Annotated in this window: 10 protein-coding genes and 2 pseudogenes; 5 read left to right on the top strand and 7 right to left on the bottom strand. The window is 70.7% G+C overall.

All coding sequences use genetic code 11. The features are described from left to right. Nucleotides 1-261: 261 nt before the first annotated feature. Complete coding sequence (locus ACFJGU_RS20240) at nt 262-888, bottom strand: response regulator (protein WP_382306062.1); 627 nt, start codon at nt 886-888, stop codon at nt 262-264. After that, entirely contained in the window at nt 885-2063 is a 1179-nt protein-coding gene (locus tag ACFJGU_RS20235) for a sensor histidine kinase (RefSeq protein ID WP_382306060.1), read from the bottom strand. The genes ACFJGU_RS20240 and ACFJGU_RS20235 overlap by 4 nt, the downstream gene beginning before the upstream one ends. 165 nt (nt 2064-2228) lie before the next feature. On the opposite strand from ACFJGU_RS20235, the gene ACFJGU_RS20230 reads away from it, so the two are divergent. The 3 genes and pseudogenes from ACFJGU_RS20230 (at nt 2229) to ACFJGU_RS20220 (ending at nt 5273) form a co-directional block, all read left to right on the top strand. Then, complete coding sequence (locus ACFJGU_RS20230; RefSeq protein WP_382306058.1) at nt 2229-3299, top strand: ABC transporter permease; 1071 nt, start codon at nt 2229-2231, stop codon at nt 3297-3299. Continuing rightward, nucleotides 3296-4031 (top strand): annotated as a pseudogene (locus tag ACFJGU_RS20225) (ABC transporter ATP-binding protein). Before ACFJGU_RS20230 ends, ACFJGU_RS20225 begins: the two are co-directional and overlap by 4 nt. 129 nt (nt 4032-4160) lie before the next feature. Further along, complete coding sequence (locus tag ACFJGU_RS20220) at nt 4161-5273, top strand: epoxide hydrolase family protein (protein ID WP_382306056.1); 1113 nt, start codon at nt 4161-4163, stop codon at nt 5271-5273. Between the two features lie 26 nt (nt 5274-5299). On the opposite strand, the gene pgi is transcribed toward ACFJGU_RS20220, so the two are convergent. Next, nucleotides 5300-7042 carry a glucose-6-phosphate isomerase gene (gene pgi, locus ACFJGU_RS20215; RefSeq protein ID WP_382306055.1) on the bottom strand — a complete coding sequence of 581 codons (1743 nt, stop codon included), beginning with the start codon at nt 7040-7042 and terminating at the stop codon, nt 5300-5302. Between the two features lie 104 nt (nt 7043-7146). Beyond that, on the bottom strand, nt 7147-7818 hold the full coding sequence (locus ACFJGU_RS20210; protein ID WP_382306053.1) for a response regulator transcription factor: 672 nt from the start codon (nt 7816-7818) through the stop codon (nt 7147-7149). Nucleotides 7819-7970: 152 nt separating this feature from the next. On the opposite strand from ACFJGU_RS20210, the gene ACFJGU_RS20205 reads away from it, so the two are divergent. Together ACFJGU_RS20205 and ACFJGU_RS20200 are read left to right on the top strand one after the other, a co-directional pair. Continuing rightward, a complete protein-coding gene (locus tag ACFJGU_RS20205) occupies nt 7971-8249 on the top strand; it encodes a GlsB/YeaQ/YmgE family stress response membrane protein (RefSeq protein ID WP_382306051.1) in 279 nt (92 codons plus the stop codon). A 27-nt stretch (nt 8250-8276) separates the two neighbouring features. Continuing rightward, nucleotides 8277-9308, top strand: a complete 1032-nt coding sequence (locus ACFJGU_RS20200; RefSeq protein WP_382306049.1) for an NAD(P)/FAD-dependent oxidoreductase — start codon at nt 8277-8279, stop codon at nt 9306-9308. Here the strand turns inward: ACFJGU_RS20200 and ACFJGU_RS20195 are convergent. The 3 genes and pseudogenes from ACFJGU_RS20195 to dacB all read right to left on the bottom strand — a co-directional run bounded on the left by ACFJGU_RS20195 (nt 9305) and on the right by dacB (nt 12704). Further along, complete coding sequence (locus tag ACFJGU_RS20195; protein ID WP_382306047.1) at nt 9305-10699, bottom strand: pyridoxal phosphate-dependent decarboxylase family protein; 1395 nt, start codon at nt 10697-10699, stop codon at nt 9305-9307. The genes ACFJGU_RS20200 and ACFJGU_RS20195 overlap by 4 nt on opposite strands. Before the next feature lie 150 nt (nt 10700-10849). Beyond that, nucleotides 10850-11230 (bottom strand): bleomycin resistance protein, encoded by a 381-nt coding sequence (locus ACFJGU_RS20190; protein WP_382306045.1) that lies wholly within the window; start codon nt 11228-11230, stop codon nt 10850-10852. Between the two features lie 33 nt (nt 11231-11263). Further along, nucleotides 11264-12704 (bottom strand): annotated as a pseudogene (gene dacB / locus ACFJGU_RS20185) (D-alanyl-D-alanine carboxypeptidase/D-alanyl-D-alanine-endopeptidase). Nucleotides 12705-12997: the final 293 nt, after the last annotated feature.

Here is a 12997-nt window from a genome sequence, read left to right as displayed (position 1 = left end):
CGACGGGGCAGCGGTGACGCTGTCAACAGTAGCGTGAGGATGCCGGCGCCGGAGCGGGCGAGGCGCCTCCTGCGACCTCGGGGCTACGCGCTCCGAGCTGCACGGGCGGCGGACCCCCCTGACCACTCCGCCGCGAGATCGTCGAGCGAGAGCTGCAGGGCACCGGCCAGACGGCAGCCGCGCCGCCCACACCGAGCACACCCCGGCCATCACGCCCGACGGCCCGCTGGTGCGCACGGCCTGAGCGCCCCCGCGCCTGCCCTACCGCAGGATGCCGCGCTGCCGGGCCGCCAAGACGGCGGCCGTGCGCGAGGCGACGCCGAGCTTCGTGAAGATGTGGGCGAGATGAGACTTCACCGTGGTCTCGCTCACGAACAGCTCCGCCGCCACCTCGGTGTTGGTGCGCCCGGCGGCCACGAGCTCGAGCACCTGGATCTCGCGCGAACTCAGACTGACCTGCGGGGCGCGCATCCGGTCCAGCAGCCGCGACGCGATCACGGGAGCGAGCGCGCTCTCCCCGGCGGCGGCGGCCCGCACGGCGGCGATCAGCTCGTGCGGCGGGGCGTCTTTCAAGAGATAGCCGCTCGCGCCGGCCTCGATGGCTCCGAGGATGTCGGCATCGGAGTCGTAATTGGTGAGGACGAGCACGTAGGGTGCCGCGTCGAGCTCCCGGATGCGGCGGGTGGCGTCGACCCCCGTGACCGTGGCCCGGGCGCCGAACTGGAGATCGATCAACACGACGTCGGGGTTCTTCTCCTCGGCGGCGGTCACCGCCTCGTCGGCGGTGGCGGCCTGGGCGACCACGTCGATGTCGCTCTCCAGGTCGAACAAGGCGATGAGGCCGGCCCGCACGATCGGATGGTCGTCGGCGATCACGAGCCGGATCATGCGAGCTGCTCGAGGGGCAGGTCGACCGCCAGGGTGGTTCCCCGGCCGGGTTCGGTGTCGATGTCGAGCACCCCTCCGAGCTGCGTCACGCGTTCGCGAGTGGCCTGGAGACCGAACGAGTCGGACCGCGCGCGCGACGCCTCGTCGGGATCGAATCCCTGCCCGTCATCGGCGATCTCGAAGCGCACCTGGCCGCTGCCGACGGTGAGGGTGATCGTCGCGGTCGTGGCCCGGGCGTGCTGGATGACGTTCGCGATCGCCCCCTGGGCGATGCGCAGCAGGGCGGTCTGCACCTGCATCGGGAGCGCGAACGCGTCGGAGACGCGCACCTCCACCCGGAGACCCCCGCTCGCCCACTGCGTCGCGGCGAGCCGACGCAATGCCGCACCCAACCCGTGGTCGTCGAGATCGGGAGGTGTGAGTTCGCGGATGAAGCGTCGCGCGTCGGCGAGATTCGCGGCGGCGGTCTCCCGGGCGAGCCGGATGTGCTCGACGCCCGGTCGCAGGGGGTCGGCTCGTTCCGCCGCGTAGAGCAGCATCTGGATGCTGGACAAGCCTTGTGCCAGGGTGTCGTGGATCTCGCGAGCCAGGCGCGCCCGTTCGGCGAGCACTCCCGACTCGTGCTCGGTGGCCGCGAGCTGGTCGCGCGTGGCGAGCAACTCCCGCATCAGCGCCTCGCGCTGCTCCGCCTCGCGGGCCAGCGCCTGATAGCCGAGCCCGATCAGCAGCGCGACGCCCGCACCCACCAGGGGCCCCACCACTCCGCCGACGGTCCAGCCGCCGTGCAGGCCGAGCGCAGCGATCGCCACCCCGGTGGCCACCAGGATCGCGGCCGAGCCCCACCACCGCCCGAGCAGATGCAGGTAGAGGAAGAACAGGGGGAACACGAGATAGGCCGCTTCGGGGATCAGCCAGAGCAGGATCACCCACTCGACGCTCAGCACACCCAGCCAGACCAGGCCGGAGGCGCGTCGTCGCGGCCCCGTGCGGCGGGTGACCAGCGCGCCGAGCCCGTAGGTCGCCAGCAGCACCACGGCGAGCCCCACGACCGCGGCGCTCGACTCCGTGGGCGAGAGCACGGCTCGGGCGGCGACCAGGATCGTGAGGGCTGCGAAGAGAACGTGCAATCCGGTGCGCAGCCCCACGAAGACCGGGGTGAGCGCGGTGTGGGCCATGTGTCGAACTCTACGCGCCGGTTCCGGGCTGTCATCGTCCGAAAGAACGACTTCCCGGCCCGTCGTCCGGGTGCCGAACGGTGGTCCCGAGGCCGATGACCCGGGAGGCCGCGACGACGAGTGTGGAGGGTGTCATCGCATCCGATGGCAGGAAAGGAACGCACCATGTTCGTCGCTCTCCGCGACCTGGGCTTCGCGAGGGGCCGGTTCATCCTCATCGGTTCCGTCGTCGCGCTGATCACCGTTCTCGTCGGCTTTCTGAGCGGCCTCACCGGCGGGCTCGCCACGCAGAACATCTCGGCCGTCCTGGCGATCCCGGGCGACCGGATCGTCTTCTCCGCCCCCACCGCGGGGAGTTCGGGCGCGAGTTTCTCTGACTCGACGATCACGGAGCAGCAGGCGGGCGCCTGGGCGTCGACGGATGGCGTCACGGCGGTCGATCCCGTCGGGATCAGCCAGACCCGCGCCGAGGCCGGAGACACGCGGGTGGCCGTCGCGGTCTTCGGCGTGCGACCCGGCTTCGACGGCGTGGCTCCTTCCCGCGACGGACTCCTCGGCCTCTCCGACCCGGCCGCGAAGGATCTCGGTGTGTCCGTCGGCGACGAGGTGACGATCGCCGGCACGGCTTACCGGGTCGAGGCCGTCGGGGGCGACGGGTGGTACAGCCACACGCCCGTCGTGCAGATGACCCTGCACGATTGGCAGGGCCTCGCGGCCAGGACCGGGAACCCTAGCGCTTTCGCCACGGTGCTCTCCGTCTCGGGCGATCCCGACTGGGGCGCGGCCGACACCGCCAATGCAACCCTCTCCGAGAGCCCCATCGGGGCGTTGACCGCGCTCAGCGCCTTCCGCTCCGAGATCGGGTCGCTGCTCCTGATGGTCGTGTTGCTGTTCGGCATCTCCGGCCTGGTCATCGGCGCGTTCTTCACGGTCTGGACCATGCAGCGCCGGGGCGACATCGCCGTCCTCAAAGCCCTCGGCGCGAGCACGCCGTCACTGATCCGCGATGCCCTCGGCCAAGCGCTCGTCGTGCTGCTCGCGGGCGTCGGGGTGGGGCTCCTCCTCGTGACCGCGTTCGGAGCCCTCGCCGGCGCCGCCCTGCCCTTTCTCCTCAGCCCGGTCACCACGGTGCTGCCCGGCGCGATCATGATCGCGCTCGGGCTCGCCGGCGCGGCCTTCGCGCTCCGCTCCGTCACCTCCGCCGACCCCCTCACCGCCCTCGGGAGCAACCGATGATCCACCTCGACGACGTCACCCTCACCTTCCCCGACGGAGACGGCCGAGTCACCGCCGTCGACCACGTCACCCTCACCGCGCACCCGGGAACCGTCACGGGCGTCACCGGGCCCAGCGGGTCGGGCAAGTCGAGCCTGCTCGCCGTGGCCGCCACCCTCATCCGGCCCGATTCCGGGAGGGTGGTGATCGACGGGGTCGACGTCACCCGGCTGAGCGCCACGGAGACGACCGCGTTGCGGCGCGAGAGCATCGGAATCGTCTTCCAGCAGTCGAACCTGATCCCGTCGCTCACGGCGCAGGAGCAACTCGCCGTGATGAACGAGCTCGGCGGCCGGGGCGCTCGCCGGGGGGCGGAGCAGCAGCCACACCCGCCGGGCCGCGGCCGAGCGGGCCGAGGTCCTCCTCGACGCCGTCGGCCTCGGTGGTCACCGTGACCGGCGGCCGCACCAGCTCTCCGGCGGGCAGCGCCAGCGCGTGAACATCGCCCGGGCTCTGATGAACGACCCGAGCGTGCTGCTGGTCGACGAGCCCACCAGCGCCCTCGACCAGGAGCGCGGAGCCGACATCATCGAGCTGATCGTACGGCTCACCGAGGAACAGAACACCTCCACGGTTCTCGTCACACACGATCTCGTGCACCTCCCGCGGATGCACGCGGTCGTGCGGCTGGTCGACGGCCGGCTGGTCGACGGCGAGCGGGTCGACCGGGGTGCGCTCGACACCCTGGCCTGACCGTCTTAGGCGGCGCTGATCCGTGGCGATCGAGCCGACGTAGGGATTTTGCCTGATGTGGGGGTCGCATCCGTCGGTGCACTGTGGAAGAAGAGGGCGGGACATCCGCCCGATCAGGAAGGTTCGCTCATGACCCCGCGCACACCCACCCCGCCCACAGCCACCCCGCCCGCCGAGGTGTCGGCCGAATCGATCGCCGACCTGAAGCGGCGCCTGCGGTCGTTCCGCTCCGTGGAGACGGCCGGTCGGGGATGGGACCGTGGTGTCGACCCGGACTATCTGCGCCGCCTGGTCGACTACTGGGCGACGGACTACGACTGGACCGTACACGAACGGCGCATCCGCGCTCTCGGCTGGCAGACGGCCGGTCGCACCACGCCGATTCGCCTCATGCACCGCTTCGTCTCGGCCGAGGCGCCGACCGTGGTGCTCCTGCACGGCTGGCCCGACTCGGTGCTGCGGTTCGAGCGGGTGCTGCCGTTGCTCGACGACGTCAACCTCGTCGTCCCGGCCCTTCCGGGCTTCCCTTTCGCCCTCCCGGTGCCGGAAGGCGGACTCCCGGCGCACAGGATGGCCGAGGCCGTCGCCGACGCCATGACCGATCTCGGCTACGAGCGGTACGTCGTGTCGGCCGGCGACATCGGGACCGACGTCGCCGAGGCCATCGCCCGCAGCCGACCCGACGCGGTGGCGGCGATGCACCTGGCCGACGTGTCGCAACGGCACGCGCTCGACGACCCTCCGCGCGACCCGTCCGACGCCGAACGCGACTACCTCCGGCGCGTGAGCGACTGGCAGGCGACCGAGGGCGCCTACGCGCACGAGCAGGGCACGAAGCCGCAGACCCTCGCGGTCGGTCTCGGTGATTCGCCGGCCGGCCTGGCAGCCTGGATCCTCGAGAAACTCCGGCGGTGGAGCGACAACGACGGCGATCTCGCCTCGGTCTTCTCGCTCGACGAGGTTCTGACCTGGATCTCGGTCTACTGGTTCGAGGGTTCGATCGGCACCTCGTTCGTGCCCTACGCGGGCGGGGCGCGGTCACTGCAGCGGGTCGAGACGCCTGTCGCGGTCACCCTCTTCCCGAAGGAGCCGGTGAGTCCGAACGAGGAGTTCGCCGCGCGGTATCTCAACGTGCAGAGCTGGCAGGAGTTCGACCACGGCGGCCACTTCTCGGCCTGGGAACGCCCTCACGACTACGTCACCGGAGTGCGGGCCGCCCTGGCCCTGGCTGCCGCGCCCTGAACCTCGGGCCCGGCAGCCAGGACGCGCTAGTTCGTGCGCAGGGCGAGGTACTTCGCGATGAGCGCCTTCGTCGAGGAGTCCTGTGAAGCGAGAGCCGCGGCATCCCCCTCGACCGCGGGCGCGATCTCGAGGGCGAGCTGCTTGCCGAGCTCCACACCCCACTGGTCGAAGGAGTCGATGCCCCAGATGGTGCCCTCGGTGAACACGATGTGCTCGTAGAGCGCGATCAGCTGCCCCACCACGCTCGGGGTGAGCGCGGGCGCGAGGATCGACGTCGTGGGCCGGTTGCCGCTGAACACGCGGGCCGGAACGACCGACTCCGCCGTGCCCTCGGCACGCACCTCGTCGGCCGTCTTGCCGAAGGCCAGCGCCTTCGTCTGCGCGAAGAAGTTCGCCAAGAACAGCGAGTGCACGTCGGCGCCGGGCTGCACGGCCTTGCCGTCGCCCGTCTCGTCCTTCAACGGATGCGCCGGGTTGGCCACCGCGATGAAGTCGGCCGGGATGAGGCGGGTGCCCTGGTGGATGAGCTGGTAGAAGGCGTGCTGGCCGTTCGTGCCGGGCTCGCCCCAGAAGACCTCTCCGGTGTCGGTGACGACGGGCGTGCCGTCCCAGCGCACACTCTTGCCGTTCGACTCCATCGTGAGCTGCTGCAGGTAGGCGGGGAAGCGGTGCAGGTACTGCGCGTAAGGAAGCACCACATGGCTCTGCGCGTCGAGGAAGTTCGTGTACCAGACGTTCAGCAGCCCCATCAGCACGGGCACGTTGCGTTCGAGCGGCGTGGTGCGCATGTGCTCGTCGATGGCGTGGAAGCCGGCGAGGAAGTCGCGGAACCCGTCGGGCCCGATCGCGATGGCGACCGAGGTGCCGATCGCGGAGTCGACCGAATAGCGGCCGCCCACCCAGTCCCAGAACCCGAACGCGTTCTCCGGGTCGATGCCGAACGCGGCCACCTTGTCGAGCGCGGTCGACACGGCCACGAAGTGCTTGGCGACGGCCGCGGTGCGTGCCTCGTCGCTGTCGTCGATGGCCCCGGATGCGCCGAGCCGCTCCCACAGCCACTGCCGCGCCAGGCGCGCGTTGGTGAGCGTCTCGAGCGTGCCGAACGTCTTCGAGGCGACGATGAAGAGCGTGGTCTCGGGGTCGAGGCCGGCCGTCTTCTCGTAGATGTCGGAGGGGTCGATGTTCGAGACGAACCGGGCCTCGAGGCCCTCCTGCACGTACGGCTTCAGCGCTTCGTAGACCATGACCGGACCGAGGTCGGAGCCACCGATGCCGATGTTCACCACCGTCTCGATGCGCTTGCCCGTGACGCCCGTCCACTCGCCGCTCCTCACGCGCTCGGCGAAGGCGTAGACCTTCTCGAGCGTGGCGTGCACCTCGGCGTCGATGTCCGCGCCGTCGACCGTGAAGCCCGCGGGCGGGTCGAGTTCGGCGGCGCCGGCGCTCCCGGGAGCGGGACGGCGGAGCGCCGTGTGCAGCACGGCGCGGTCTTCGGTGACGTTGATGTGCTCGCCCGAGATCATGGCCTGGTAGCGCTCGGCGACGCCGGCATCCTTCGCCAGTTCGAGCAGCTGCGCGAGGATCTCCTCGGTCACGAGGTTCTTGGAGAGGTCGACCGTGAGGTCGCCGGCCTCGAAGGTGTACGTCTCAGCACGATCCGCGTCGGAGGCGAACCAGCCGCGCAGGTCGGGGGCGAACCCGGAGGCGATGCCCTCGAGCTGCTTCCACGCATCGGTTGCGGTCGGGTCGATGGGCGCCGGTTCGGTCATGGCTCTTCTCCTGAGGCTCGTTCGTCGCGGGCAGCGGTCGCCCGTGGGTGCATCACCCTTAACGTAGCGCCACCGGATGACGCGGCGTCATCGCCCTGGGCACCTCACGGTCCGCCGAGCCAATGGTCGATGCGGTGATGGTCGGGGGTGAAGCCATGGCCGACCCCCCAGAGCACCGCCTGCGTGCGGCTGGTTACGTCGATCTTGCGGTACGTGCTGCGGATGTACGTCTTCACCGTGTTCGGGCTGAGGTAGGTGAGGGCGGCGACGTCGGCGTTGCTCTTGCCCTGCGTGATGAGCGCCAGGATCTCCGACTCCCGCTCGGTGAGCCCCTCGTGCCGACCCGGCCAGTCCAGGGCCAAGGCGCTTCGAGCGCGACTCGGGGGAGGGCTGATGACGGTCTCGCCGGTGTGCACGCGTTCGAGGGCGGCCACCAGATCCCTCGCGGGAAGGGTCTTGGAGAGGTACCCGTGCACGCCCTGGCGTTGGGCGCTCTCGACGAGGTCGGGATGGAAGTTCCAGGTGTACACGACGACCCGGCGGGCCCGGGGGTTGCGAACCAGTTCGCCGAGCTCCTCGTGATCGGACTCGGGCTGGGCGAACGAGTCGTACAGCACGATGTCGACCTGGTCGTCGAGTTCGGCGTTGGCGTCGATCTCGCACACCAGGATGCGATCGCGATACCGATCGAACAGATGGGCGAGGCCGGCCAGCACGACGTCGTAATCGTCGACGAGCGCCACCCGGATCGGGCCGTCGTGGGTCGGTGCGCTCATCTTCTGACCGTACACGCCTCGACGGTGGCGAATACCACCCCTGGGGGTGGTTCCGTCCACCTCGAATCGCGGTTCTCTGGGAACAGCCGACCACGGTCAGCTCCGCGGTGCGCACGACGCGCATCCGGAATCCCCTCACAAAGGAGAGCATCATGCTCGGACTCATCATCAGCCTCATCGTCATCGGCCTCATCGCCGGCGCGCTCGCTCGCCTCATCGTTCCGGGGCGTCAGAACATCTCCATCCCCATGACCATCCTGCTCGGCGTCATCGGCTCCTTCGTCGGCGGCTTCCTCGGGTTCCTGATCTTCCAGCACGACCCGATGGACGGCTTCTTCCAGCCGGCCGGCATCATCGGCTCCATCATCGGCGCCATCATCGTGCTGATCATCTGGACCCGTTTCGCCGGTCGTCGCTCGGTTCGCCGCTGACGCCGATCGAGGGGGCAGGATGAAGGCGTGACCTCCACCACTCCTGATCCGTCCGTCACCCCCGATTCCGGCCGACCGGGCACCCCCGAGGTGCTCGTCGTCGGCGCCGGCATCGCCGGGATCGCGTGCGCCCGTGCCTTACGCGAGGCCGGCGTGCCGGTGCGGGTCGTCGATCGCGGTCGGCGACCCGGGGGCCGGATGTCGGGACGCACCCTGCACGGCCGGGTCGTCGACCTGGGTGCCGCCTACTTCACGGTGCCCGACGGCTCCGCTTTCACGGACGTGGTCGCGGGGTGGGAGCGCAGCGGTCTCGCGCGGCCCTGGACCGACACGCTCGCCGTGCTCGGGCCCGGGGAGCGCGCGGCGACCGTCTCCACGACAAGCGGCCCGATGCGGTACGCCGCCCGGCGCGGGTTGCGATCACTGGTCGTCGACCTCGCCGACGGACTCGAGATCGAGCACGAGATCGACGTCACCCACGTCGACGAGGACGGCACCGTGCACGCCTCGGGCGCCGACACGGCGCACTACGACACGGTCGTGCTCGCGATGCCCGAGCCGCAGGCGGCGCGGCTGCTCCCTCCCATCTCACCCCTGCTCGCGCGGCTCGATGCCGCTGCCTGGGAACCGGCGCTCGCCGTGGTGCTCGGGTTCGCCGAACACGTCTGGCCGGCCGATCTCCATGGAGCATTCATCGACGGCTCGCCGACGCTCGCCTTCCTGGCCGACGACGGCGATCGACGCGGTGACGGGGCTCCCGTGCTCGTCGCGCACACCACGGCCGCCTTCGCCGCCCGGCACCTCGACGCACCGGCGGACGCCGTCGACGCGGTGATCGCCGAGGTCGGTGCGCTCCTCGATCTCCGCCCCGCCGCCCGGCCGTCGTGGACGCACGCGCACCGCTGGACGTACGCGCGCTCGGCGACGACGCATCCGGAGCCCTTCGCGGTGCAGGACCACCTCGGCGTGTGCGGCGATGTCTGGGGCGGACGCTCCTCGGTCGCCACCGCGTGGGCCAGTGGCACCGCTCTCGGCCGAGCCCTCGCGGAGCGTCGTTAGCGACGAGCGTCGGCGGCGGCCATCGCCCGCGCGACCGCGGCGATCGAGACGGCGATCTCGTCGGCATCCGTCGACCAGTTGCTGACCGAGACCCGCAGCACGTCGCGGCCGGCCCAGGTCGAGCCCGACATCCAGACCGCTCCGTCGGCGATCAGCGCCTGGGTGACCGCCCGCGTGCGGTCATCGGACCCGAAGGCCAGGGAGATCTGGGTGAACACCACGTCGTTGAGCACCTCGACGCCCGGCAGTTCTGACAGCCCGTCAGCGAGGGTGCGCGCGCTCGCGGCCAGGCGTTCCACCAGCGCGATCGTGCCGCTGCGTCCGAGCGAGCGGAGCGCCGCCCAGACCGGGACGCCCCGGGCGCGTCGCGAGAGCTCCGGCACTTTGTCCATCGGGTCGGGGATGCCGGCGTCGTCGCGGATGAAGTAGCTCGTGTGCGCGGTGAACGCCGCTTGCAGGGCCCCCGGCCTCGCGACCACGGCGACGCCGCAGTCGTAGGGCACGTTGAGTGTCTTGTGCGCATCCGTGGCCCAGGAATCGGCCTCGCCGAGTCCGTCCAGCGCCTCCGCCCAGCGGGGGCTCGCGGCTGCCCAGAGTCCGAAGGCGCCGTCGACGTGCACCCACGCGCCGTGCTCGTGCGCCATCCGGATGCACTCGCGCATCGGGTCGAACGCGCCGGAGTGGAGGTTGCCGGCCTGGAGGGCGACGATCACCGGGCCGTCCACCGACGCCAGGGCCGAGGCGAGCGCGTCGGGCCGGATCCGGCCTTGCTCGTCGGCGGCCACCCGGGTCGGTTCGCCCAGCCCGAGGTACCGCAACGCGAGCTCCACCGAACTGTGCACCTCGGCGCCCACCAGCACGGTCACCCGCGGGGCGCCGGTCAGGCCGTCGCGGTTCACGTTCCACCCCGCCGCTTCCAGCACGGCACCGCGCCCAGAAGCCAGCCCGACGAAGTTCGCCATGGTGCCCCCGGTGGTGAAGCCCACGGCGCTCGACGCCGGAAGGCCCAGGAGGTCGACGATCCAGGCGCCGGCGCGTTCCTCGATGGCGACGGTGGCGGGGGTCGCGAAGCGCAGGCCGTTGTTCTGGTCCCAGGCGCTGACGAGCCAGTCCGAGGCCAGGGCCGCCGGCAGCGTGCCGCCCATCACCCAGCCGAAGAACCGGCCCGAGCCGATCGCCATGAGCCCCGGCTCGGCCAGGCGCGCCAACTCGTCGACGACCTCGGCCGGGTCGGACGGATGCTCTGGCAGATCCCCGGAGAACGCCGACTCGAGCTCGTCGATGCCCTCGCGCGGCTTCACCGGCCTCGTGGGAAGGGAGTCCAGCCACTCGCTCGCGTGCAGCACCGCCCGTGCGAGCGGTGCACGATATTCGTCGGGCGACAACGGCACGCGCCCAGGCTACCGCCGCACCTCACGGCAGCGATAGCGATCGCCGGGGATCAGAGCGCGGTCGCGGCGACGGCGACGAGCGCGAACGCCGCCACGATCATCGCGATCGAACCGGCCGACCGCTTCGCGGCGGCTCGGGCGCGGTAGGCGTCAGCCCCGCTGCTCGATGAGGGTGAGTTGCGTGCCGTCCGGGTCGACGAGGTAGCCCGCTCGCAGCCCCCACTCCTGCATCCGCACCGGGTGCAGTCGAGGCATTCCCGTCGTTCCCTCGCGCACGCCGGAGCCGTGGATGGCGTCGTACAGCGCGTCGACGTCGGCGACGCGCAAGCAGCACATGAAGCTGCTCGAGAGCGGATCGAGGTCGGGTGCCGGGAAGAACTCCAGCTGCAGCGCGCCCCGGGTCAGGATCATCCATCCCTCGTCGCGGAACTGCGTCTCGAAGCCGAAAGCCCGGTAGAAGGCCTCCGTCACGTCGAAGTCGCGCGAGGGCGGGTTCGGCACTGCGCGATCAGTCGGTGCAGTCGTCGTCATGCATCCTCCCTCATGTATCCGGTGGGATGGCCGTCAATAGGCCTGCTGGATGGAGGCCGCCACCTTGCCGACGTCGTCGTTGGCCGCGAACACCCCCTGCACGTCGTCGAAGACGCTGCCGGTCGCGATGATGGTGAAGGCGAAATGCCGGCCGCCCTCGGTCTCGATGTATCCGCCCAGCGCCTTGGCCGGCAGGAAGTACCGGTTGCCGTTGAAGCCGTCGACGGATGCCAGGGTGCCGGTCTTGGCGATCACCTTGCCCGCCGAGGGCGTGCCCGCCTGCACCGTGGCCAGAGAGCCGTCGATGCCGAGACCGGGCAGGGTCGAACGCCATTGCTCGGCATCGGGACGCTTCGCCATGATGGTCTGGAGCTCGACCTCGTTGTCGGCGGTGATCACGTTGCCCGGCAGCCCGGAGCCGTCGATGAGCACGGCCTGGGTCGTGTCGAGTCCGGCCTTGTCCCAGACGACGCCGGCCTGCGCGAGGCCGTCGCCGCAGTCGTTGCTGCCCGCGGCCACGGCGAGTCGGCAGATGAACGTCTGCGCGCCCCGGTTGTAGCTGATCTTCATCGTGTAGGTGGCCTCCTCCAGGAGAGGCAGACTGGTGAGCTCCGCCACCGAGGGCAGGGCGGTGACGGAGGCGGTGTCGGGCAGAGAGCCCTCGGGGTTCACGGCCACGGGATCAGCGGTCACGGTGACGCCGGCTCGCCCGAGCGCCTCGATGAACGCCGTGCGTGCGAAGGTGGCGGGATCGTCGAAGGCGAACACGTTGACCGTGGGGCCGGCGTCGGCAGCGATTTGGCCCGTCAGCTCGATGGTCTTCTGGTCGGCGGACTGGGCGAGGATGCGGGTCGGTTCGCCGGCCGCGACGGTCGTCACCTGGTTGTCGACGGTCCACGGTGCGACCTGGGGGCTCATCGCGGCGGTCGCCGGTTGACCGACGGCGCCGGGGGTGGTGGTGAGGTCGATCACGTTCTGGTTGATGATGATCGGCGTGATCGGCTGGTCGGCGAGCTCGAACGGCTCCCCACAGCCGGTCGTCGACGATCACGTCGCCCGACACGGCGTCGATGCCGGATGCTTTGACCTGCTGCGCGAGCTCGTCGAGACCGGTGAGCGGGTCCTCCGTGGTGAGCGTCGCCCCCGGCACGCCGTTGGCGTCGTTGTGGTCGAGGTTCGTGAAGTCCACGGTGCCGTCGGGTTTCGTGCGTCCACCCATCGTCAGGTCGCCCTGACCCACCAGCACGAGGTCACCGGTGAGCGTGCCGGCAACCACCTGTCCGGTGCTCTTCACAGGCGTCACGATCGTGGAGTCCGGCCCGAACTGCTGCCAGGCGGCCCCGATGCTGTAGGTCTTCACGACGGAGCCGGGCTCGTAGAAGGTGTCGGCGTTCAGGGACACGATCTGTTCGCCGGTGTCGATGTCCCGCACCGAGACGGCCCACTGGCCGTTCGCGTAGGCGGGCTGATTCATCACATCGATCGCCGTCCGGTCGAGTCCGGGCACGCTGGTCAGGGCGCCGTTCGAGGGTGCGGGCGTCGAGGATGGTGCTGCCGTGCAGGCCACCAGGCCGAGGAGGACGACGGTGGCGACCACGCCGACCGAACCGACCCGGGTCGTTGTGCCCAACAGCATCCTTCTGTCTCCTTCGATGTCCTGCGCGATGGCGCGGCCTCGTCGATCGAGGTGCAGCAGCCCACCCCTGCGTCACCATGCTGGCAGAGCACCCGTGCCGGCGGTACGGCGACACGTCCGATCTCCTGTCG

The sequence above is a fragment of the Herbiconiux sp. UC225_62 genome (assembly GCF_042694625.1).
Taxonomy (GTDB): domain Bacteria; phylum Actinomycetota; class Actinomycetes; order Actinomycetales; family Microbacteriaceae; genus Herbiconiux.
Note: the sequence above shows the minus strand (reverse complement) of the source record. Positions and strands in the feature narration are given on the sequence as shown.

Bases quoted from the DNA above. Each gene is read 5' to 3' on its own strand.
- ACFJGU_RS20235 (WP_382306060.1), bottom strand. From the start codon at position 2,063: ATGGCCCACACCGCGCTCACCCCGGTCTTCGTGGGGCTGCGCACCGGA.
- ACFJGU_RS20220 (WP_382306056.1), top strand. From the start codon at position 4,161: ATGACCCCGCGCACACCCACCCCGCCCACAGCCACCCCGCCCGCCGAG.
- ACFJGU_RS20190 (WP_382306045.1), bottom strand. From the start codon at position 11,230: ATGACGACGACTGCACCGACTGATCGCGCAGTGCCGAACCCGCCCTCG.
- ACFJGU_RS20230 (WP_382306058.1), top strand. From the start codon at position 2,229: ATGTTCGTCGCTCTCCGCGACCTGGGCTTCGCGAGGGGCCGGTTCATC.
- ACFJGU_RS20240 (WP_382306062.1), bottom strand. From the start codon at position 888: ATGATCCGGCTCGTGATCGCCGACGACCATCCGATCGTGCGGGCCGGC.
- pgi (WP_382306055.1), bottom strand. From the start codon at position 7,042: ATGACCGAACCGGCGCCCATCGACCCGACCGCAACCGATGCGTGGAAG.
- ACFJGU_RS20210 (WP_382306053.1), bottom strand. From the start codon at position 7,818: ATGAGCGCACCGACCCACGACGGCCCGATCCGGGTGGCGCTCGTCGAC.
- ACFJGU_RS20205 (WP_382306051.1), top strand. From the start codon at position 7,971: ATGCTCGGACTCATCATCAGCCTCATCGTCATCGGCCTCATCGCCGGC.